The sequence below is a fragment of the Janthinobacterium sp. Ant5-2-1 genome (assembly GCF_001445815.1).
Taxonomy (GTDB): domain Bacteria; phylum Pseudomonadota; class Gammaproteobacteria; order Burkholderiales; family Burkholderiaceae_D; genus Janthinobacterium; species Janthinobacterium lividum_E.
On the sequence record NZ_LNCE01000047.1, the window covers coordinates 31,550 to 51,682 of the forward strand.

The following is a 20,133-nucleotide window of genomic DNA, read 5'->3' on the forward strand; positions in this document are numbered from 1 at the left end:
CACGCGCCTCCCTCCCGCCCTAGACGCTGCGCAGCTGCTGGCTCAGGCGCTGGCGCAGCAATACCGAGGGCATCGTCGCTTCGACCACCGGGTCGCTGCTGTCGACGGACAGATCGACGCCGGTGGCGGCGCGGTAGCCATGGATATAGCCCTGCACTTGCGGCCGCCAGAAGCGCGCCCAGTTGAAGGCCTGGGTCGGCTCGTAAATATCGCTCCAGTTGCCGTAGCGCACAGACAGCAGCAATTGTTCGCCAAAGATGGCCAGGTTACGGAAGTGCATCACGCTCGTATCCGTCCAGCCCTGCAGTTTCTTCATGGCGTCAACCCTGTCCATCCACGGTTCCGGATACGCGACCATCACGCGCGTGGGTAAAAATTCACGGAATTCGGGTCGCGCCAGCATCCACTGCTGCATCAGCATCTCGATGCGCGCCGTCGACGGCAAGTCGCCGAACTGGTTGTGCGCACCCTGCGACAGGATCAGGTGGATCTCTTTCAAGGCATTCAGCACAGGGAAGGCGTCGGCCTTCACGGTGGTGTCGTCATCCTGCTTGTAGAACGAGGTCAGCAGGCGCAGCAAGTGGTGGAACGCTTCCAGGAATTTGGAGCGGCTATCGGCTGGCCGGAAGTGCTGCACTGCCTTGCCGTCCAGGCGCACACCGTAGTGATGGTCATACTCATAATTCCGGCGAATCACGGTCAGCCGATGCTGTTCATCCTGCGTGTATCCCCACAGCAAATTATTCAGCGGACGCAACATGTCGATTTCCGTGTTCGACAGGGGATCGAGATGGTTGCCTGGCGCGCGCAGGTTCTGGAAGCGCTGCGCGATGGCGTTCATGGTTTGCACGAGCATGCCCTCCTCATGCCAGTACGACCAGATCAGTTCCAGCAGGCAGGGGTTGGCCAGCTTTTCCTGGATGATGCCAAAGCACAGGTCCACTTCGCCTTCCTGGCCGCGCGGGATGCTGATGGGAATGTCGGGCAGCTTGCGGCGGATCACGGCCAGATAGGGCAAGGTCTGGAAGCCGTCGATGTTTTCCAGGTAATCGTTGCGCAGCACGGTTTCCAGGTCGCGCCCCTGGGGGATGTCGCGCCGGTCCAGGTAGGCGTTGTCCTCGGCTGGATTGAAGGCCAGCGGCTGGTTCAGCACGCCGCAATTGACCATCACGAACGCTTCCGTCGCCACTTTCAGCACGCGGTAGGAGTCGGAATCCGAGAACGGCAAAGCGCGGCGCTGCTTGAGCTGCTGGAACACCTCCGCCTTTTTGACGAAGCGCTCCTGCTCGAAGCCGCGCACGCTGGCCAGGTCGCCGCAAAACAGGCTGTCCATGAAATGCAGGTAATTCGTAAACGACATCGCCTCGGTGCTGTTGCGTATCAGGGTCCACAGCGGCAAGTCTTCCGTCGGCTCCGTTTCCGTGCGCGTCAGCGACACGCCCACATTGCCCGAGATCGGTTGCGGCTGGCGCTCTTCCGTCTCGTATTCCGCATCCAGCGCCAGCATGGCGTTCGGGCTCAGCCCTTCCGGCACGGGCAAGGCGCTGCGCAGTTCGGGCCGCTGCGACAGCATCATCTGCCCCATGAAACGGTGCATGCCGGCGCGCCGCACGGGCGTGGAAAAAGCGTTGGCCGCGCCGCGCATGGGCACCCACGGCGCGGCGGCCAGCACCTGCACCTGGTCGCGCCCGTCGGCGCTTTGATCGCCGTCAAACGAAATGGTGGCCACGGCGCGGTCACCCACCCTGCCGAAATTGCAGTCGCTGGGATGGCAGTCGGCCGTTTCAAACGCCAGCGTCACCTGCGGATTGAGCTGTGGCGTGAAGCACAGCACGGCGCTGCAGCCGGCCTGCACCGTCACGCACTGGGGCGACGTGGCGGGGAAATTGCCATACACCCCCACGTAGCTGCCCGTCGCCAGGTCGGTAAACACGGTGCCGCCACGCCCATCCGTCCAGCGCACGCCCACCAGCATGGCGGGGTCGGGTACCCAGGTGGCGACATTGAACAGATGGCAATCAGCATCATTGCCCCGGTACAGGCTGATGGCGGCATTGACGACCATGGCCCCGCTGTCCTGCTCGTGCACGGTGACAGCGATGCTGCCGCCGTGGTGTTTCGGACCCGCCTGGCCCGCCCCTCTGTTCTTGCCACCCATATTGCTGCTCATCTTGCTGCTCATGTCATTCTCCTCAATGGATAATCAAACGGGATGCCAGGGGCGGCAGCGGCCTGCCGGACTGGCGGCCATGCCGCACGACATCGGCGCACAGCTCCGACGTGTCCAGGGTGCTGCGCAGGGCCCAGTGGGTCAGCAAACGCCCCAGCAGCTCGCTTTCGTCTTCCGGGCTCAAGGTGCCGCTGGCGCGCGCCTGGCCCAGCACGGCGAAGACCAGGGTCGGCGCGGCCTGGTACATCTGCGCCGGCGCCAGGGTCCAGCTGCGCAACAGCTGCGCCAGCATGGCCGGCTGGCGTGTGTGCACGGCCATGGCTTCGACCAGCGAGCCGCCGCGCAAGGCCGGCGGCCGGTGCTGCACCAGCAAGCCCACGAGCGCCGCCATGCTGGCCTGCAACTGTTCCAGCAGCCGCTGCCGGGCCGGCGGCAGGCCGGTCAGCGGGTAGTACGACAGCCACAGCTGCTCCAGGCGGTCCCATTGGGGATGCGGATACAGGGCCCGCCCCATGGCGCAGCTCAGGCGCACCCGCAGCCATGGCACCGGGTGGGGATCGTCGACATTGAGGCGGAAGACAAACACGCGCGGCAGGCTGACCACGCCGATCAGGCCCAGCGTGGCGGCCACGCCGACCCGCGCCAGCGACCAGAAATCGGCCACGATCTCGGAAATCCACCGCTCCCACAGCTGCCACACGTACACGGCGCCGCTGCCGCCGTGCTGCATGGCTTGCAGCACGGGCCGCAAGGACGCCACCAGGTCCAGCAGCGCCGCGCCCTGGTGCCCCACCTCGTGCACCAGCGACGAGGCGATGCTGCTGCCGATCATGCGTTCGCGCGGCAGACGGATGATGGCGACGGGATTGTCGCCGCCGCCCGGCAGGCGCGTGCGTGCGCGGCGGATGGCCGCGCCCGGGCCCCGGTCCAGGTAGCAGATCACGGGCGGCGCCTGATAGACATTGCCGGGCAGCGCCAGCGCGTCGGCGGCAACGATGTCGAGGCCGGCCAGCCACACGCCCGTCTTGTGCTCGCTGCGCTGCGTGATGACTTCGTTGAACAGGTCGAACTGGGTCAGCGCGGCATTGAATTTCAGGCGCAGGAAAGTGAAGCGGCGCTGCGCCTCGGCGGCCGTGGCCATGCTGGCGCCGTCGGCGTGCTCGCGCCGCAGCCACCACTGGAACTGGGCCACCATGCGCCGCAGTTCGCGCCGGCCCTGCACCAGCTGGCTTTCGATGGCCGACTGGGCGCTGGGCATCAGGGCCGCCGCCAGCACCGTCGGCTCGATCAGCGCGAACGGTTCCAGCCGCGCCAGCCGCGTCAGCAGCGAGCGCGCCTCCTGCGCCAGCATCCAGGCTGCGTAAGCGCCGATGGCCATGATGTCAGACGCCGTACAGGACGATTTTGTGGCCCTGGCGCGCCCAGCGTCCGCTGGCCGGGCGCATGCCGCCCTGGCCCTGGCCGCGTCCGCCACCCTGCGTCATGCCGCCGCCCGCACCGGCGCCGCTGCCGTTCTGCGTGGCGACCTGGCTGCCGGGGCGTCCCAGCAAGCCGGGCGCGAACTGGCGCGCCGCCGCGCTGGCGGCCGCCTGGGCGATGGCGCGCGGGTCGCCCGAACCGCGTGCCTGCGCGGCGCGGTTGACGGTGTCGGCGGCCAGGCGCACGAACTGCTTGGCGCCCTCGAATTCGCGGTCTTCGTTCGACGACGCCTCCGCTTCGAGCCCCAGCGCGTTGCCGGCGGCCGAGGCCAGGCCGCTGCCGATCTTGGCGCCCAGCGGGCCGCCGAAATAGCCGCCGATGGCGCCGCCGGCCAGGGGAATGGCTTTTTTCGCTACGCCCTTGAGCACGCCACCGATGGCTTGTCCCACGGGCGACTTGATGATGCCGCCCGCCACCGAGGCAGCCTTGCGCAGGAAATTGCCGAGAAACTGTTCCAGTTCGGCTTCATTGCTGACCGACAGCAGTTCATTCGCCAGCTCCATCTCCTCGGTCTCGGAAAACATGGCGTTTGCGCCACCCTCGCCGCTCCACTCGCCCTGGCCAAACTCGAACTGCTCCGCTTCAAAGCCGGACATCTCCTGCCCGTATTCCAGGGTCGTACGATCTATGTCATGCATGATGAGCTCCTAAAAGTTAGCACCTTGGTTGACACCTCAGTTGACACTACAGCGCCGGACAAATGGCCATCCGGCTAACAATCGAGCACGACGATGTGCCCGCCCTCGCGGCGCCAGCGGCCACCGTCCCGCCCCGGCGTTCGCGCCGCCTGCCTGAGCAAGCCCGGCGCCACGCTGCGTGCCACTTGCAGCAAGGCCGTTTCCACCCGCGCCCTGGGCGCGCGCGCGCCCGTGCCGCCGTCCTGCGCCAGCGCCGTATTGACGGCATCGATCAGATGCACGACCTGGCGCGCCAGTTCGAATTCCTTGTCTTCCGGGCTCAACCCTTCCAGTTCCATGCCGAAGATGCCGGCGGCGCGGCGCTTGAGCGCCTGCGGCGAACCGCCATGCAGGGGCAGCAGCGGCGCCACCACCTTGCCCAGCAGCTGGCGCAGCGGCCCTTCCAGCGGCGTGCCGCGCAGCTGCTGGCCCGCCGCCGTGGCGCCCAGTTGGCGCGCCAGGAAAGCATCGAACTGGGCCGGCGCCTGCAATTCCAGCAATTGCGCCGCCAGCGCCAGTTCATCTTCCTGCTGCAAAGGCAGCATGCCCGGCGCTTCAGGCAATTCCATTTCGGGACGATAGGCGAGCAGACGGCTGGTCATGGCAGGCTCCGGCAAAACGACAGGGGAAGGCACGCGGCCCATGCCCTGTTATCGCAAGGGCCGTGCCAGCAAAGGCAAGGGAAAGGAGTGGGCAGCGGCGAACGGCGTTTCGCCGATAGCGTAAAAACCATGGTTTCCGGCGAAGCGAATTTCGTTGCCACGATGAGCTTTCAAACAAGCTTAATTGGCAGGAATGATTACGTCGCCTATCCGCCACACCGCTCGGTATCGGCAAAAAATATTTTTTATTTTCAAAGAACAAAGTTCGCGCTACCGCGCCGAAAACCGCACCAATACCACGCCAACATCCGGCAAATAAAAACGTGGCCAACACGTAAATAGTTAATTGAAAACAGGATTTTGGTAGCGAAGGCCTACAATGAACGGGCTAAAATTTGATTGCCCGAGAGAAACTAAATGACTGACCCAACTTTGCGCCGTTTGCTGGCCATCACATTGTTCAGCCTGCTTTCAGCCTGCGGCGGTGGCGGCGACAGCAAGAGCGACGCCACCCAGAAACAGGAAGTATCGGTGGTGCCGCCAGCGACCACCGCCCCCGGCGATTCCACGGTCCCCGGCAGCACGCCGGGCGACACCATTCCACCGCCGCCCCTGACCACGCCCCCGGCCAGCCAGGCCGCGGCCACCTTCACGCGCCAGGAAGCGTCGCGTTTCCTGGGCCGCGCCACGTTCGGCCCCAACATGGCAGCCATCGATGCGCTGGCCGCCAGCGACAGCGATGCGTGGTTCAAGTACCAGTTTTCCAGGCCGCAAACCTTGCATCGCGCGTATATCGACAAACTGCTGGCGACCGAAGCGGCCGGGGGTGAAAAGCTGACGTCGCGAGGCTTTGAGGAATCGTTCTGGCAGCAAGGCATGCACGGCGAGGATCAGTTGCGGCAACGCATCGCATTTGCCCTGTCGGAAATCTTCGTCATTTCCATGCAAAACGATGCCATCCAGCCAAGGGTGCGTGGCGTGGCGGCCTATTACGACATGCTGGGCCAGCACGCTTTCGGCAACTTCCGCAACCTGCTCAATGACGTGGCCCTGCATCCGATGATGGGCTTGTACCTGTCGCACATGCGCAATCAGAAAGAAACGGCGACCCGCACACCGGACGAAAATTTCGCGCGCGAGGTGATGCAGTTGTTTACCATCGGCCTGTACCAACTCAATGCAGATGGCAGCCTGAAACTGGCTGCAGGCAAACCCATCGCCACCTACACGCGCGATGACGTAATCGGGCTTGCCCGCGTATTTACCGGCTGGAGCTGGGCCGGTCCCGATCTGAGTAACAACCGCTTTGTCGGCAACGTGGCCGATCCCGACCGCGACTGGAAACCGATGCAGAACTACCCTGCATTTCATTCCAGCGGAGAGAAGCGTTTCCTGGGACAAAGTATCTCCGGTGTCACCAGCGGTGAGGCGGACTTGAAGCTGGCGCTCGATACCCTGTTCAACCACCCGAACGCGGGACCGTTCTTTGCGCGCCAGCTGATCCAGCGCCTGGTTAGCAGCAACCCCAGCCCCGCTTATGTGGGACGGGTAGCCGCCGCCTTTGCCAACAACGGCAATGGCGTGCGCGGCGACATGCAGGCCATCGTCCGCGCCGTGCTGCTTGACCAGGAAGCGCTGGCGGCTGCCGGGACGAGTTTGCGCACCGGCAAGCTGCGCGAACCGATACTGCGCCTCGCCGGCTGGATCCGCGCCTTCGACGCCAAAGCGCCCAGCGCCCGCTACCGCATCTATTATCTCGATGATCCCTTGACCGGGCTGGGCCAGGCGCCCATGAATTCCGCGTCCGTATTCAGTTTCTTCCGTCCTTCCTATATACCGCCCAATTCCGCGCTGGCCAGCGCGGGCCTGGTGGCGCCGGAGTTGCAGATCACATCGGAACCGTCTGTCACCGGCTACCTGAATTACATGCAGGACGTGCTCGACAGGGGCGTCGGCGAAGCCCGCGAAATCAAACCGGACTACACGCGCGAACTGGCGCTGGCTACCGACACGGGCGCCCTGCTCGACCGCATCAACCTGCTCCTGATGCATGGCAGCATGCCCGCCAGACTGCGCGGGCAAATCCTGACCGCCGTCAACGGCGTCAGCATCCCCGCAGCCACGGCGAGCAATGCCGCCCAAGTCGCCACGGCCCAGGCCAACCGCGTCAAGCTGGCCATTTTCCTGACCATGGCCTCGCCGGCCTACCTGGTACAAAAGTAAGAGCGATCCCATGCAAAACATCCCCTTTTCCCGTCGCCGCTTCCTCGGTTCCATACTGAGCCTGGCCGGTACCACGGCCGCCCCCTTCGCCCTGAACCTGGCCGCCATGGGCAACGCCGCCGCGCAGTCGGCCGACGACTACAAGGCCATGGTCTGCCTGTTCATGGCAGGCGGCAACGACGCCTTTAACACGGTGCTGGCCACCGATCCCCCGTCATGGAATGAATACGCGCGCCTGCGCAACACCGGCGGCGCCGATTCCATCCACTTGCCCGGCGTGGGCGAGACGGGCGGCGTATTGCCCATCGTACCCGCCACCGCGCAAACGGGCCGCGCCTTCGCCCTGCATCCCCAGCTGGCGCCCCTGAAAGACCTGTTCGACAATGGCCGCGCCGCCATCGTGGCCAATGTGGGCACCCTGATCCAGCCCGCCACCCTGGCGCAGTACAAGGCCGGCAGCGTGGCCTTGCCGCCCAAGCTGTTCTCGCACAACGACCAGCAGTCGACGTGGCAATCGGGTTCGCCGGAAGGGGCCAGCGTGGGCTGGGGCGGCCGGGTGGCCGACGTGGCCGGTTCGCTCAATACGAATGCCATGTTCACGGCCATTTCCGCGGCGGGCAACACCGTATTCCTCAGCGGGCGCCAGGTGCGCCAGTTCCAGGTAGGCCAGGCAGGCGCCGTGCCCATCCGGGGCCTGAGCGGCAGCCTGTATGGCGGCACGGGCGGCGCGGGCGCATTGCAAGCCATCATCAACGATGCGGGCAGCGACCTGATCGAACAGGAACACGTGGCCGTCGTGCAGCGCGCCATTTCCAGCCAGAGCGTGCTCAGCGGCGCCATGCTGGCGGCCGGCGCAGGCGGCGTGCCCAATCCGCCACCCTATGTCAATCCGAACACGGGCGTGTCCGGCGTCAATCCGTTGGCCGTGCAATTGCAGACGGTGGCGCGCATCATCGGCGGGCGCGGCGCCCTGGGGGCGAAACGGCAAGTGTTTTATGTGACCTTGGGCAGTTTCGATACGCATGACCGGCAAAAAGTGCTGCATGCCGACCTGATGGCCCGCCTGGCCCATGCGCTTGCGTACTTCGACACGACCCTGGCAGCCCTGCAGGGCGCGGACCTGCGGCGCCAGGTGACGACGTTTACGGCGTCCGACTTCGGCCGCACCTTCAGCAGCAACGGCGACGGCACGGATCACGGCTGGGGCGCCCACCACTTTGTCGTGGGCGGTGCCGTGAAGGGCCGCGACATCTACGGCGCCTTCCCCGTCACGGGCGTCGGCCATGAGCTGGACGTGGGTTCCGGCGCCCTGCTGCCGACCACCTCCGTCGACCAGTACGGCGCCACCCTGGCCAAGTGGTTCGGCGTGGCCGACAGCCAGCTGGCCGAGGTGTTCCCGAACATCGGCAACTTCAGCCGGCGCGACCTGGGTTTCATGACGACGGCTTAGCCATTCACGGCGATCACGAGGGTAGCGACATAGCCATCGGTGACATTGCCCGTCACCGTGGCCATCTGCAGGCTGGCGCCGTCGCTGAAAACATTGTCGCTGGCATAGCTGATCTGCGCCAGGTTGCGTACGCTGGCCGTGTAGCCGCTGGCCGCATAGGCTTCGTTCAAGGTTGCCAGCGGGAAGGTGAACTGCGAGGTCTTGATGCGGTTCGAGGCAGTGGCCGCCTTGGCCAGGCTGGGATAGACTTCAAAGTGCACGTGCGGCATGCGCCCGGCGTAGCAGCCGGGAAAGATGGTCGTAAAGCTGACGTTGCCGGCGCTGTCCGTTTCCTGCACGCCGCGCAGGTAATTTTGCGCCGTCACGCCGCTCGAATACAGCGAATACAAGCCGTCGCGATCACAATGCCATACATATACGGCGTAGCCGGCCAGGCCGGCGCAGCCGCCGCTGGCGTTGAGCAGCTGCAACTTGATGGTCAATGGCACGCCCGCCGCCACACTAGTGGCGCCATTGAAACTGGCGCGGATATCGCTGCGCACGACGCCCGACTGGTTCAGCACGTTGATGATGCTGCCGCCGTTCGTGTTCGTGCCATCGGCCGGATACGGCCCGCCCGTTTCCTCGGCTATCACCGTGCAGGCGCCCGTGCCAGGTGTAGCCAGCGTGCCCGTGCTGGCGCCGCTGCTGGCCACCGTGCCACTGGCGTCCGACCCGCCACCGCAGCTGATCAAAGGCAAAGTGGCGGCGCCGGCCAGCAGCCAGCGCAGCACTTGCCGCCGCTCGGCCGCCTGTCGCCGCATCATTTCGAGGTCGGATGCCAGACCGTGATCATGTAATTCCATATATATTCCATCAAGTGGGGCAAGCCCGCCAAGGCGGGGTTCAGGCTGGCGCACAGGTACAGCGCCTGTGTCGCATGGCGCGAGAGCGCCTGGATGCTGCTGCCCGGACGCAAGGCATGGATGCGCATGCTGGCTCTCCCTGTGCTCGCGCCTGCTTACTCGGCGCGCTGAAGCTGACGCGGGCCCTGGCGGCTGTCGCGCCGCTGCTGCGCCTGCTGGCGCTGTTCCGGCGTCAGCACGGCCAGCAATTGCTGCTCGAGGCGCGCTTGCTGCAAGCTGATCTTCGCCATGGCTTGGCCCGCCATGTTGGCCAGCGCACTGGCTTTCACATCGTCGTAGGCGCTGGACGCAGCCAGTTCGCGCAACTGCTCATGCGCCTTGAAGGCGATCTTTTCCTGTTCCCGCAACTCGGGCGCCTGGGCGTAGGTGGCGGCGAAAATCTTGTCCTGCTGGGCTTCGCTCAACTCGATGCCGCGCATAAACGGCGGCAAGCCAGGCGCGCCGGGTCCGCCAGGACCATGGCTGACGCCGGGCGGCGGTCCTTGCTGGGCCAGCGCCAGCAGCGGCATGCTGCAGGCCGACAACAGCAACAGGGATACGACGATACTCAGGTATTTCATTGGTTTTCCTTTCGTGGCGGTCAGCCCTGATTGTCGGCGTCTGGCGTGTAAAGCAACGTTAGGGGCGCGTAAAAGCGTGTAAAGGAAGGGCCGGAAATGTAAGCGGACGTGTGTAAAAGCGGGTAAAACCGCCGTGAACCGTCCCTGTTGACTGCTATCATCGGGCGATATTCACCCGAAAAAAGCACAGGCATGAGCAAGGTTTTGTTAATCGATGACGACGTGGAACTGGTCGGCATGTTCCAGGAATACTTGACGCAGGAAGGTTTCGACGCCCGCGCCGTGCACGACGGCGAAAGCGGCGCGGCCGAAGCGCTGACGGGCCTGTACGCCATCGCCATCCTCGATGTCATGATGCCGCACATGAATGGACTGGAAACCCTGCGCCGCATCCGCGCCGGCAGCAACCTGCCCATCTTGATGCTGACGGCGCGCGGCGACGATACGGACCGCATCGTGGGGCTGGAATTGGGCGCCGACGATTACGTGACGAAACCGTGCACGCCGCGCGAGCTGACGGCGCGCATCCGCGCCATCCTGCGCCGCGCGCAAGCGGCGCCACACGATGCGTCGGGCCTGACGCCGCTCACCGTCGGGCAACTGACGATGTGGCCCGAACAGCGCCGCGTTTCCTGGGCCGGCGCGCACCTGGAACTGACGAGCTCGGAATTCAACCTGCTGGAAGTGCTGGTACGCCACGCGGGCAAGCCCGTGAGCAAGAATCAATTGTCGGAACTGGGCCTGGGGCGCCCCATGGCCCGCTTCGACCGCAATATCGACGTGCACTTGAGCAGCCTGCGCCGCAAGCTCGGCAGCCTGGCCGACGGCCGCTCCTGCCTGCAGACCGTGTACCGCCTCGGCTACCAGCTGATCAAGGAGTAAGCGTGGGCCGTCTGTTCTGGAAGTTTTTTCTTTGCATCATGCTGGCGCAAGTGACGGCCACCATCGGCATCGGCGGCACCTTCTGGCTGAAAAACCGGGCTGCGCAGCAGGAACGGGCCCTCGACATCGACACCAGTCCGCCCGCGCAAATGATCATCGAAGCCGCCAGCGCCACCCTGGAAGCGGGTGGCAGCCAGGCCTTGCGGCAATTCCTCGGCAAGCTCGAACGCATGCGCGTGTTTGCCGTCGATGCCAAGGGAAAAGAATTGATGGGCCGCGCCGTGCATCCCGCCATGCTGGCCAAGGCGCGCGCCATGCTGGAGCAAAGCCAGGCCCATCCCGTCGTGCGCGATGCAGCCGGCAGCGACGGCAAACGCTACTTGCTGTTCCTGCCCTCGTCCGAACGCTTCCGCAATGCCGAGGCGGGCGCCGCGCGCGACACGCTCATCGCCGTCGCCATGAGCGGCCCGCGCGCCATGGGACCCGGTCCACGGCCCCACGAAGCGGGCGCCCCGCCGCCACGCGGCGAATTCGGCCGCGGCATGCCGCCGCGCATGGACACGCCCTACCGCAACTTCATTCCCCTGGCCGCCGCCATCGCCGCCAGCCTGTTGTTCGCCTTTTTGCTGGCCTGGTATTTTGCGCGCCCCATCCGCGACTTGCGGCAGGCGTTCGAAGCCGCATCGCACGGCAACCTGGCGCCGCGCTTTCACGCCAGCGGCAAGCGCGGCGATGAATTGACGGACCTGGGCCGCGATTTCGACCGCATGACGGGCCGCTTGCGCAACCTCATGGATAGCCAGACCCGCTTGCTGCATGACGTCTCGCACGAGCTGCGCTCGCCGCTGGCGCGCCTGCAGGCCGCCATCGGCCTGGCGCACCAGCAGCCGGAAAAGATGGCCGCCTCGATGCAGCGCATCGAACGCGAAAGCGAACGCATGGATAAACTGATCGGCGAGCTGCTGACTCTGTCGCGACTGGAAGCCGGGGCCGGGCACACGCACAGCGAAGACGTGGGCATCGCCGACCTCGTGCACGACATCGTGGACGACGCCCGCTACGAAGCCCGGGCGCGCCAGCTGGGCATCGCGCTGGCGGGCGACGCGGCCATGGCCGACGCCAGCGTCACGGGCCAGCCGGAACTGCTGGCGCGCGCCGTGGAAAACGTCGTGCGCAATGCCATCAAGCACAGCCCCGATGGCGGCACGGTGGATGTGGAGCTGTCGCGCCAGACCGACTGGCTGCGCATCGCGGTGCTGGACCGGGGACCTGGCGTGGCCAGCGCCGACCTGGCCCGCATCTTTGAACCGTTCTTCCGCGCCAGCAATACCCAGCACGGCACGGATGGCCACGGCCTGGGCCTGGCCATCGCCCAGCACGTCATCAGCGCCCATGGCGGCCGCATCAGTGCCAGCTTGCGCAGCGGTGGCGGCTTGTGCGTGGAAATGCTGTTGCCCGTCAAAACGCCAGGCTGAGCTGTCGGCGAGCCTGGCGTTTTTTATGTGTGGATGTGTTGTTACGCCTGCGTATCGATGATGCTGCCCAGGGTCGACGCGCTCGACTTGGCCGGGCTGGCCGCCGTGTCGGCGCTGCTGGACGTCTGAGCACCCTGTTGCGCCGCCTGTTGCGCGGCCGCCGCTTGCAACTGCGCGATCTGCGCCTGCAAGGCCTGGATTTGCTGCGCCAGCTGCTGCTGCAGCTTTTGCGACGCCTCCGTCTGCTCGCCCTTCTGCGACTCCGTCAACTGCTTTTGCGCCGCCGTGATCTGCCTTTGCAGCGCCGTGATCTGCGAACCGCTGCCCGCACTGGCGCTACCGGCTGCGCCGACTGCGCCGCCTGAACCGATTGCCGCTACCATACTGCCTCCTCAGTGTTTCAATACCAAGGTTAACGGCAGGCATGGGAGCGGAACTAGTGCGGCAGGTGTAAAGACAGGTAAAGACGACTGACGCCCCCGCCCTTCACCGCGATCAGGTCTTCGGCAGTGTCACGCCGACCTGGCCCTGGTATTTGCCGCCGCGGTCCTTGTACGACGTTTCGCACACCTCATCGGACTCGAAGAACAGCACTTGCGCCACGCCTTCATTGGCGTAGATTTTCGCCGGCAACGGTGTCGTGTTGGAAAACTCCAGGGTCACATAGCCTTCCCATTCCGGTTCGAACGGGGTGACGTTGACGATGATGCCGCAACGGGCATAGGTGCTCTTGCCCAGGCAAATCGTCAGCACGTTGCGGGGAATGCGGAAATACTCGACCGTACGGGCCAGCGCGAACGAGTTCGGCGGGATGATGCAATAGCCCTTGCCCGATACGTCGACGAAGTTATTTGCGTCAAAATCCTTGGGATCGACGATGGTGGTGTTGATGTTGGTGAACAACTTGAACTCGTCGGCGCAGCGGATGTCATAGCCATAGCTGGACGTGCCGTAGGACACGATGCGGTTGCCGTCGCGTTCCTTGACCTGGCCTGGTTCGAACGGCTCGATCATGCCCGTTGTTTCCGCCATGCGGCGTATCCATTTATCGCTTTTAATCGTCATCGCAGGGGTATCTTTCTAGAATATCGAATGGCTGGGACCGCGCGCCTGCTGCAGGCGCGGCCCGGATGGCAGGATTTTACGCGAAAATCCCCCGCTGTTGGCCCCCATCGCCTGAAAATCCTTGGCGATATTCTATTGCTTCGCCAGCAATGCCGTGATCATCTCGCGCACCACTTGCGCCGTCAGTTCCGGGTTTTCCATGGGAAACAGATGGCCGCCCGGCACTTGGCGGAAAAACTTGCCGACCAGCTTGCGCGTGGCCTTCAAGCCCGCCTGGCGGCATTCCACCGATTCCGTGCCGCCGATAAAGCCGATGGGCACTGGAAAACCGTCCTTGACGAGAGCGCCAATATGGTGCGGCAAGCTGCGGTAGACGTCCGTTTCCACTTCCCGCGTAAAACGCAGCTGCACCCCTTCCGGATGCGGGGCCAGGCCGCTGTCGATGTAGTCGCGCAACACTTGCGGCGCCCAGATGGCGAACATCTCCTTGGCGGCAAAATGCTCATACGCGGCTTGCGCGTCCGGCCACAGCTTGCGCCGCCGGGCGGAAAAACGCGACGGCGAGAAACGCTCGCCCAGCGCCGTGTTGCGCGCCAGCCGCACCAGCAAGGCGCGCCAGCCCGCCACTACGGGCGAATCGAGCAAGACGACGCAGCGCACGAGGTCGGGCCGCTGCTTGGCCACCATCACGCTGAGCATGCCGCCGAGCGAATGGCCGACGAGGATCACGGGCGCGCTGTAGCGACGTTCAAGCTCGTCGATATACTCGCGCACCAACTCGGGCCAGCCCGTGCTGACGGGGTATTCCGGGTCGTGCGCATGCATGTCGAGCGCCTGCACGGTGTAATGCTGGCCCAGCAAGCCGAACAGCTTGCGGTAGGTGCCGGCAGGATAACTGTTGGCGTGGGCAAAGTGCAGTTGCGGGAGGGTCATCGTAGGGCGGTGCCGGTAAATGCGATAGGCAATTGTAATGGCATGCCGACAAGACGAATCAGAGGAAGACCTCTAATTGCGGGCGCACTGGCTCCATGCCTGGCACGAACGAGGCCAGCACTTCGCCCAGCTCGGCCATCGAATCCACCACGCAAAAAGCGCCGTCAAACGCGTGATGACGGTTCATGTGATTGCGCACGACGATGCATTCCAGCCCGGCCGCATTGGCGGCGCGCAAGCCGCGCGGCGAATCTTCCACGGCCACGCAGTCGGCGGCGGCCAGGCCCAGGCGCCGCAAGCCCAGCTGGTAGCCGTCCGGCGCCGGCTTGCTTTCGCCATACATTTCACGCGTCAGCACGAAGTCGAAGTGGCCGAGCATGCCTGTGGCCGCATGGCTGATCCGGAAATGCTGTTCGTAGGCACTGGTGACCACGCCCATCGCCACGTGCGGACGCAGCGCCGCCAGCACTTGCTTGACGCCGGGCATGGCCAGCTGGCGCGCCTGGCGCAAGCGTTCGGCAAACAGCACCGTGCGCTCGGCCCGCAGGCGCTCGACCAGCTCGATCTCGTGGCCCAGCCCCAGCAACACATGCCAGGCGCCGTAGTTATTATCTAGGAACCAGTCAAAGAATTGCTTCGGCGTCAGGTCTATGCCGTAGGGCAAGAGCAAGTCGCGGTTGCTTTCGTAAAACAGCTGTTCGGTATCGACCAGCACGCCATCGTTGTCCCACAGCACGCCCTGGATGGTTTTCATGGCTTGTCGGTCAAAAACTTACTTGAAGAAGATGTCGTAGGACAACTTCACGATCAGCAGCACCAGCAACACGAGGAAGAGGATGCGCACGAAGGCGGCGCCGCGGCGCACGGCGATCCATGTACCCGTCAAGGCGCCCAGGATATTGCACACGGCCATCGGTGCAGCCACGGCATACACCACGTGGCCGGCGGGAATGAAGAAGGCCAGCGCGGCCACGTTGGTGGCGATATTCACCAGTTTCGAGCAGGCCGAGGCAAGGATGAAATCGAAGCCGAAGACGCGGATGAACAGGAAAATCAAAAAGCTGCCCGTACCCGGCCCGAACAGGCCGTCATAAAAACCGATGGCGCCGCCGATGACGATGGCGAGGATGCGTTCGCGCGGGCCGATGGGACGCGCTTCGCGGGTTGTGCCGAAATCCTTCTTGATGAAGGTGTAGATGGCCATGATGATGATCAGCACCAGCACCATGGGACGCACCACCTGCTGCGGCACATAGGACACGGCGGCCGCGCCGATGAAGGACATGACGAAGGCGCTGGCCACGGCCGGCAGCACCAGCAGCCACGGGATATGTACCTTGCCGACGAAGGAGCGGGCCGCAAACGTGGTGCCGCAGGCGGACGCCAGCTTATTCGTGCCCAGCAAGGACGTCGAAGCCATGTTCGGCATCAGGTTGAACAAGGCCGGCAGCTGTATCAGCCCGCCCCCGCCCACGGCGGCATCGATCAGGCCGGCAAAGAAGGCAAATAAACACAGCAGCGAGATGGTCAGCATGATAGGCAATAAGAATGATCGACAGCGGCAGTATAGGCGTCGTGGATTTTTTCCGATGCAACTTCAAATTGCGGAAAACGCAATCAGGCGTAACGCTTGACGGAATGCGCCCCATGCGGTCTACTGGCTTCTTTTGCCGGGAGTGACGCGATGTCGATGAAACTGATGTGGGAGATCCGCGCCTTCTGCACCGTGGTCGAAAAGCGCAGCTTCATCCACGCGGCGCGCATGCTGGGACGCTCGCCATCGGCCGTCACGCGCGCCATCCAGTTCCTCGAGGAAGCCATCGGCGCCGAGCTGATCCTGCGCACGCAAAAACAGTTCACCCTGACGACGGCCGGCGAAACGTATTACGCATCGGCCAAGCACTTGCTGGAAACGCAGGCCGAGGCGGAAGACCAACTGGCGGAACTGAGCAACTCGCCGCAAGGCTGGGTGCGCCTCTCGGCGCCGGAAATCCTGTCCCTGGGATTCTTGCCAAAAGTGGTGGCGCAATTTTCGCGCGACTATCCGAACGTGTCGGTGGACATCCATTTCTCGGACAAATCGATCGACCCCATCCAGGAAAAGCTGGACTTCGCCATCCGCGGCGCCTTCCCCCAGTCGAGCGAGCTGATCGGCTATCCCCTGTGGAACTACCGCCGCTACATGTACGCCTCGCCCGACTATATAGAACGCATGGGCGCGCCCGAAGAGCCGGAAGAGCTGGCCGGCCACGACATCATCATGCACTCGGCCCCCCGCATCCTGCGCGACTGGCATTTCGTTTCCACCGAGCGCAACGTGCGCTACCAGGTGCAGCCGCGCTTCCGCTTCACTTCCGGCATCGCCACTTTTCAGGCCGCCCTGGAAGGAGCGGGCATCGTGCGCCTGGCCAGCTGGCTGGCCGAACCTGCCGTGGCCGCCGGCACCCTGCGCCGGGTCTGCACGGCCTACCGGCTGACGTCGTCGAAGGAGCTCGATCCCAGCATCCATGCCGTGTATGGCACGTCGAGGATGGCCAAGGGGGCGCGGCTGTTTCTGGAGTATGTGCGGCAGCGGGGGCTGGAGATACCGGACGAGCGGCACAGCTGACACTGCGCCGATGAACGGACGTTACGGCTTGATGCGGACGGAAACAGGCGTATCCAGGACCCACGCCACGTCATAGATAGGCGCGCTGCCGCGAAACGATATCGCGATGAGCTCCAGCAACGCTTCCGTTCCATGCGCGATAAAGGTTTCCACATAGCCGTCGGAACCCACATGGTGGTAAGCCACCTCCTTCGCTTTCACCAGCGGCGCCGGCCCGACGATGGCGGATCCCTGAAAGCGAAAAACCAGCACGCAGCCTTTTCTTTCCGCCTGCAAAAGCGCGCCCTGCAGTCCCTGCGACAGCGTCACGTGGCCAAAAACGCCTTGCAGCTGTCGCTGCTTCACTATGGCCTCGGCGGTTGACTCGTCCGTCACATGATACAGATAAGGGTGCTGCAGGCGAACGGCGTCAGCTGGCCGTCCTTGCAAATCATATGACAGCGTCTTCGACTGCTTGCTTTGGGAGCGGATCCGTGACTCGAAGTTGATCACCGGCACGGTCACCTTTTTCTTCCAACTAAACCAGCCCATCTCCACCCTTTCAGAATATTCCAGGCAGCACCGGGGCCGCCAACCCATGGCAGATATATACCATTAATGCAGCAGCGTCCGCTAGCGCCCATGCCAGTAGCGCGGCCGGCTGGCCCGATATCGCGTCACATCAATATCTTCGCCAAACTCCAGCACCACCGCCCCTTCCACATCCGTGCGCAGCCGGGCAATCCCCATATCGCCATAGCGCGCATACACTTGCGGCTTCGGATGTTTGTAGCGATTCCTGTGTCCCACCTGGAAAATCGCCAGGGTCGGATGGACGGCGTGCAAGAACGCCGGTGTCGATGACGTGCCGCTGCCATGATGGGGTGACAGCAGCACGTCGGCCGCCAGTTCGCCCTCCGCAGAACGGGCCAGCAATTGCGCCTCCTGCGCCGCTTCGATGTCGCCGGCCAGCAAGATCGAGTGCTTGCCTGCCGTGATTTTCACGGTACAGCTGCGGGCGTTCGGCTTCAGTGCAATGTCCGCGTGGCTGGCTGGCAATGGGTGCAGCATGGCGAAGTGCACGCCGTCCCAGGTCCAGCTCTGGCCCGCCATGCAGTGCAGATAGGGTCGGTGCGATTCCCGCTGGAACTCGACGGCCGGATGGCCGTCGAACAGCGACGAGGCCAGCCAGCCTACTTGCACGTTCTCCAGCAAGGACAGGGCGCCGCCCGCGTGATCGAGGTCGCTGTGGGAAATGATCACGCCGTCGAGCTTGGCGATGCCGCGTGCGCGCAGGTAAGGCACGATGACCCGGCTGGCGCCATCGGAATCGAGGCTGTAGGCGGGACCCGTGTCGTACAGCAGACGGTGGTCGTGGGTTTCCACCAGCACGGCCATGCCTTGCCCCACGTCGAAGGCCGTCACCCACAGCTGGCCCGGCGGCGGGCTGGACGGCAAAGCCGTCAGCAGCGGCAGCCAGCCCAGCATGCCCGCCCACCTATGGGGCCATCCGCGTGGCGCCAAGAGCCAGGCCGTGCCAAACAATGCCCAGCAAAAACTCCACATTGGGGGCGCGGGCGCCGTCCACACGGCAAAGCGGCGCGCGCCCAGCCATTCGAGCACCTGCGCCAGCATCTGCACGATGGCGTGCGCCAGCAACAGTACCCCGTCGGACAAAGGCGCAGGCAGCAGGCTACCCGCCAAGGACAAGGGCGTGACGACCAGGCTGATGACGGGAATGGCCAGCGCGTTGGCCACGGGGCTGACCAGCGACACTTGCGAAAACAGCAGCATCGTCAGCGGCACCAGCCCCATCGTCACCACATATTGCGTGTGCGCGCCCAGCGCCACGGCCGCGCGCAGGCGGCGCCAGCGGCCAGCCTGCGGCGGCATGGGCGTCGTGGTACGGCCCGCCGTCGCGTACAGCATGGTGGCGACGGCGCCGAACGACAGCCAGAAGCCGGGCCACAGCACGGCCCACGGATCGAGCAGCACGACGACACCCAGCGCCAGGCACAGCACGTGAACGATGCTGGTGATGCGTCCCAGCCACAGGGCCAGCGCCACCACCAGCAACATATACAAGGTGCGTTGCGCGGGCACGCCGAAGCCGGCCAGCAGCACATAAAAAAAGGCCGCCAGCGCACCGGCCAGCGCCGCCACCTTTTGCGCCGGCAGCCGCAGGGGCAGCTGCCAATCCGTGAAAAACGAACGGCGCCACAACGCGCCCGCGCCCAAGGCGAACAGTCCCGCGATCATGGTGATGTGCAAGCCGGAAATCGAAATTAAATGGCTCACACCCGTGCGGTTGAACACTTGCCAGTCCGACTGGGGAATGGCGCGCTGGTCGCCCACCACCAGCGCCACGATCACGCCCGCGTACTGCTTGCATTCCAGGCTGCGGGCGATGCGTGCGCGCAAGGTCGCGCGGCTGGCCTCCACCACGTTGCTGAAGCCGGGCACGAAGGCGACCAGGCGCGCATTGGGCGTATCGGCGCGCGGCTGCGGCCGTACATAACCCGTGGCGCGCACGCCCTGCTCCAGCAGCCAGGCCTCATAGTCAAAACCCATGGGGTTCGCATTGCCGTGCGGACGCTGCAGGCGCACCGTCAGCCGCCAGCGCTCGCCCGGCTGCACGTCGCCCACGGCGTTCGTCACCGCATCGCGAAAACCCGCGTACCAGGACAAAGCAATCAAGGGCGGCACCTTCGCGCCAACCGCCTTTTCCACGGCAAAGTTAAAGCGCACGCCCTGCTCGAAGCGGTACGGCAGGCTGGCGATGGTGCCCGTGACAACAATGTCCTGCCCTTCATCAGCCAGCGCCAGTTGCGGCGCCATGGCAGCCTGGGCCAGCCAGGCTGCCCAGTAAAAGCCGAGGCCAACTCCAGCGGCAAGCGCAACAACGCAGCGCCATCGCGCATGGCGGCGCAGCAGCAGACTAGCCGTCAAACCTGTGCAAACGATCACCCACAGCAGCACGCCCGCGTGCGGCGGCAAGCTTGCCTGCGTCTGCAACCAGGCGGCGCCAGCGGCAAAGCCGAGTATCAGGATGCGCATGGGAAGGCGGAATCAAGGCAGAATCAGCTCGCTGCGAAAAGGGCTCAGCTACTGTGATCGTTTTCGAC

The 20,133-nt window shown here is 64.7% G+C and carries 20 protein-coding genes; 6 read left to right on the forward strand and 14 right to left on the reverse strand.

What is annotated here, in order from left to right; all coding sequences use genetic code 11:
* Window positions 1–19 precede the first annotated feature (19 nt).
* From ASN89_RS15415 to ASN89_RS15430, 4 genes are all read right to left on the reverse strand, one after another.
* A complete protein-coding gene (locus ASN89_RS15415; protein ID WP_058049880.1) occupies window positions 20–2,182 on the reverse strand; it encodes a hypothetical protein in 2,163 nt (720 codons plus the stop codon).
* A 10-nt stretch (window positions 2,183–2,192) separates the two neighbouring features.
* Window positions 2,193–3,548, reverse strand: coding sequence for a hypothetical protein (locus tag ASN89_RS15420; protein WP_058049881.1), 1,356 nt, complete (start codon window positions 3,546–3,548; stop codon window positions 2,193–2,195).
* 4 nt (window positions 3,549–3,552) lie between these two features.
* Window positions 3,553–4,287, reverse strand: a complete 735-nt coding sequence (locus ASN89_RS15425) for a hypothetical protein (protein ID WP_046682959.1) — start codon at window positions 4,285–4,287, stop codon at window positions 3,553–3,555.
* Window positions 4,288–4,361: 74 nt separating this feature from the next.
* Window positions 4,362–4,928 (reverse strand): hypothetical protein, encoded by a 567-nt coding sequence (locus ASN89_RS15430; protein WP_152988581.1) that lies wholly within the window; start codon window positions 4,926–4,928, stop codon window positions 4,362–4,364.
* A gap of 87 nt (window positions 4,929–5,015) precedes the next feature.
* On the opposite strand from ASN89_RS15430, the gene ASN89_RS28685 reads away from it, so the two are divergent.
* From ASN89_RS28685 to ASN89_RS15440, 3 genes are all read left to right on the forward strand, one after another.
* Window positions 5,016–5,270, forward strand: a complete 255-nt coding sequence (locus ASN89_RS28685; protein WP_152988582.1) for a hypothetical protein — start codon at window positions 5,016–5,018, stop codon at window positions 5,268–5,270.
* Window positions 5,271–5,345: 75 nt separating this feature from the next.
* Complete coding sequence (locus ASN89_RS15435) at window positions 5,346–7,151, forward strand: DUF1800 domain-containing protein (protein ID WP_058049883.1); 1,806 nt, start codon at window positions 5,346–5,348, stop codon at window positions 7,149–7,151.
* Between the two features lie 10 nt (window positions 7,152–7,161).
* A complete protein-coding gene (locus ASN89_RS15440; protein WP_058049884.1) occupies window positions 7,162–8,601 on the forward strand; it encodes a DUF1501 domain-containing protein in 1,440 nt (479 codons plus the stop codon).
* On the opposite strand, the gene ASN89_RS15445 is transcribed toward ASN89_RS15440, so the two are convergent.
* The 3 genes from ASN89_RS15445 to ASN89_RS15450 are packed head-to-tail and all read right to left on the reverse strand — an operon-like array spanning window position 8,598 to window position 10,066.
* Window positions 8,598–9,446, reverse strand: coding sequence for an intradiol ring-cleavage dioxygenase (locus ASN89_RS15445; RefSeq protein WP_058049885.1), 849 nt, complete (start codon window positions 9,444–9,446; stop codon window positions 8,598–8,600). The two genes, ASN89_RS15440 and ASN89_RS15445, sit on opposite strands and share 4 nt — an antisense overlap.
* On the reverse strand, window positions 9,404–9,574 hold the full coding sequence (locus tag ASN89_RS29025; protein WP_161911774.1) for a hypothetical protein: 171 nt from the start codon (window positions 9,572–9,574) through the stop codon (window positions 9,404–9,406). Before ASN89_RS29025 ends, ASN89_RS15445 begins: the two co-directional genes overlap by 43 nt.
* Before the next feature lie 27 nt (window positions 9,575–9,601).
* Window positions 9,602–10,066 (reverse strand): Spy/CpxP family protein refolding chaperone, encoded by a 465-nt coding sequence (locus ASN89_RS15450; RefSeq protein WP_046682964.1) that lies wholly within the window; start codon window positions 10,064–10,066, stop codon window positions 9,602–9,604.
* 192 nt (window positions 10,067–10,258) lie between these two features.
* Here ASN89_RS15450 and ASN89_RS15455 point away from each other — a divergent pair, with 192 nt between their 5' ends.
* Together ASN89_RS15455 and ASN89_RS15460 are read left to right on the forward strand one after the other, a co-directional pair.
* Complete coding sequence (locus ASN89_RS15455) at window positions 10,259–10,948, forward strand: response regulator transcription factor (protein WP_058049886.1); 690 nt, start codon at window positions 10,259–10,261, stop codon at window positions 10,946–10,948.
* 2 nt (window positions 10,949–10,950) lie between these two features.
* Window positions 10,951–12,423, forward strand: coding sequence for an ATP-binding protein (locus ASN89_RS15460; protein ID WP_058049887.1), 1,473 nt, complete (start codon window positions 10,951–10,953; stop codon window positions 12,421–12,423).
* A 41-nt stretch (window positions 12,424–12,464) separates the two neighbouring features.
* Here the strand turns inward: ASN89_RS15460 and ASN89_RS15465 are convergent, their stop codons facing one another.
* The 5 genes from ASN89_RS15465 to ASN89_RS15485 all read right to left on the reverse strand — a co-directional run bounded on the left by ASN89_RS15465 (window position 12,465) and on the right by ASN89_RS15485 (window position 15,955).
* Entirely contained in the window at window positions 12,465–12,806 is a 342-nt protein-coding gene (locus ASN89_RS15465; protein ID WP_058049888.1) for a FlxA-like family protein, read from the reverse strand.
* Between the two features lie 112 nt (window positions 12,807–12,918).
* Window positions 12,919–13,488: a dCTP deaminase gene (gene dcd / locus ASN89_RS15470; RefSeq protein ID WP_034755486.1), complete on the reverse strand. Its 570-nt coding sequence runs from the start codon at window positions 13,486–13,488 to the stop codon at window positions 12,919–12,921.
* Window positions 13,489–13,620: 132 nt separating this feature from the next.
* A complete protein-coding gene (locus tag ASN89_RS15475; RefSeq protein WP_046682967.1) occupies window positions 13,621–14,421 on the reverse strand; it encodes an alpha/beta fold hydrolase in 801 nt (266 codons plus the stop codon).
* A 58-nt stretch (window positions 14,422–14,479) separates the two neighbouring features.
* A complete protein-coding gene (locus ASN89_RS15480; RefSeq protein WP_046682968.1) occupies window positions 14,480–15,175 on the reverse strand; it encodes an HAD family hydrolase in 696 nt (231 codons plus the stop codon).
* An 18-nt stretch (window positions 15,176–15,193) separates the two neighbouring features.
* Window positions 15,194–15,955: a sulfite exporter TauE/SafE family protein gene (locus tag ASN89_RS15485; protein WP_034756294.1), complete on the reverse strand. Its 762-nt coding sequence runs from the start codon at window positions 15,953–15,955 to the stop codon at window positions 15,194–15,196.
* Between the two features lie 150 nt (window positions 15,956–16,105).
* Between ASN89_RS15485 and ASN89_RS15490 the strand changes: the two genes are divergently transcribed.
* On the forward strand, window positions 16,106–17,029 hold the full coding sequence (locus ASN89_RS15490) for a LysR family transcriptional regulator (protein WP_046682969.1): 924 nt from the start codon (window positions 16,106–16,108) through the stop codon (window positions 17,027–17,029).
* Between the two features lie 21 nt (window positions 17,030–17,050).
* On the opposite strand, the gene ASN89_RS15495 is transcribed toward ASN89_RS15490, so the two are convergent.
* Both ASN89_RS15495 and ASN89_RS15500 read right to left on the reverse strand, forming a co-directional pair.
* Window positions 17,051–17,560 (reverse strand): hypothetical protein, encoded by a 510-nt coding sequence (locus ASN89_RS15495; RefSeq protein WP_046682970.1) that lies wholly within the window; start codon window positions 17,558–17,560, stop codon window positions 17,051–17,053.
* Between the two features lie 81 nt (window positions 17,561–17,641).
* Complete coding sequence (locus tag ASN89_RS15500; protein ID WP_058049889.1) at window positions 17,642–20,065, reverse strand: DNA internalization-related competence protein ComEC/Rec2; 2,424 nt, start codon at window positions 20,063–20,065, stop codon at window positions 17,642–17,644.
* Between the last annotated feature and the right edge of the window lie 68 nt (window positions 20,066–20,133).

Excerpts from the sequence above, each read along its gene's own strand:
- ASN89_RS15415 (WP_058049880.1), bottom strand. The coding sequence starts at position 2,182 with ATGAGCAGCAAGATGAGCAGCAATATGGGTGGCAAGAACAGAGGGGCG.
- ASN89_RS15420 (WP_058049881.1), bottom strand. The coding sequence starts at position 3,548 with ATGGCCATCGGCGCTTACGCAGCCTGGATGCTGGCGCAGGAGGCGCGC.
- ASN89_RS15425 (WP_046682959.1), bottom strand. The coding sequence starts at position 4,287 with ATGCATGACATAGATCGTACGACCCTGGAATACGGGCAGGAGATGTCC.
- ASN89_RS15430 (WP_152988581.1), bottom strand. The coding sequence starts at position 4,928 with ATGACCAGCCGTCTGCTCGCCTATCGTCCCGAAATGGAATTGCCTGAA.
- ASN89_RS15435 (WP_058049883.1), top strand. The coding sequence starts at position 5,346 with ATGACTGACCCAACTTTGCGCCGTTTGCTGGCCATCACATTGTTCAGC.
- ASN89_RS15440 (WP_058049884.1), top strand. The coding sequence starts at position 7,162 with ATGCAAAACATCCCCTTTTCCCGTCGCCGCTTCCTCGGTTCCATACTG.
- ASN89_RS15445 (WP_058049885.1), bottom strand. The coding sequence starts at position 9,446 with ATGGAATTACATGATCACGGTCTGGCATCCGACCTCGAAATGATGCGG.
- ASN89_RS29025 (WP_161911774.1), bottom strand. The coding sequence starts at position 9,574 with ATGCGCATCCATGCCTTGCGTCCGGGCAGCAGCATCCAGGCGCTCTCG.
- ASN89_RS15450 (WP_046682964.1), bottom strand. The coding sequence starts at position 10,066 with ATGAAATACCTGAGTATCGTCGTATCCCTGTTGCTGTTGTCGGCCTGC.
- ASN89_RS15455 (WP_058049886.1), top strand. The coding sequence starts at position 10,259 with ATGAGCAAGGTTTTGTTAATCGATGACGACGTGGAACTGGTCGGCATG.
- ASN89_RS15465 (WP_058049888.1), bottom strand. The coding sequence starts at position 12,806 with ATGGTAGCGGCAATCGGTTCAGGCGGCGCAGTCGGCGCAGCCGGTAGC.
- dcd (WP_034755486.1), bottom strand. The coding sequence starts at position 13,488 with ATGACGATTAAAAGCGATAAATGGATACGCCGCATGGCGGAAACAACG.
- ASN89_RS15475 (WP_046682967.1), bottom strand. The coding sequence starts at position 14,421 with ATGACCCTCCCGCAACTGCACTTTGCCCACGCCAACAGTTATCCTGCC.
- ASN89_RS15480 (WP_046682968.1), bottom strand. The coding sequence starts at position 15,175 with ATGAAAACCATCCAGGGCGTGCTGTGGGACAACGATGGCGTGCTGGTC.
- ASN89_RS15485 (WP_034756294.1), bottom strand. The coding sequence starts at position 15,955 with ATGCTGACCATCTCGCTGCTGTGTTTATTTGCCTTCTTTGCCGGCCTG.
- ASN89_RS15490 (WP_046682969.1), top strand. The coding sequence starts at position 16,106 with ATGTCGATGAAACTGATGTGGGAGATCCGCGCCTTCTGCACCGTGGTC.
- ASN89_RS15495 (WP_046682970.1), bottom strand. The coding sequence starts at position 17,560 with ATGGGCTGGTTTAGTTGGAAGAAAAAGGTGACCGTGCCGGTGATCAAC.
- ASN89_RS15500 (WP_058049889.1), bottom strand. The coding sequence starts at position 20,065 with ATGCGCATCCTGATACTCGGCTTTGCCGCTGGCGCCGCCTGGTTGCAG.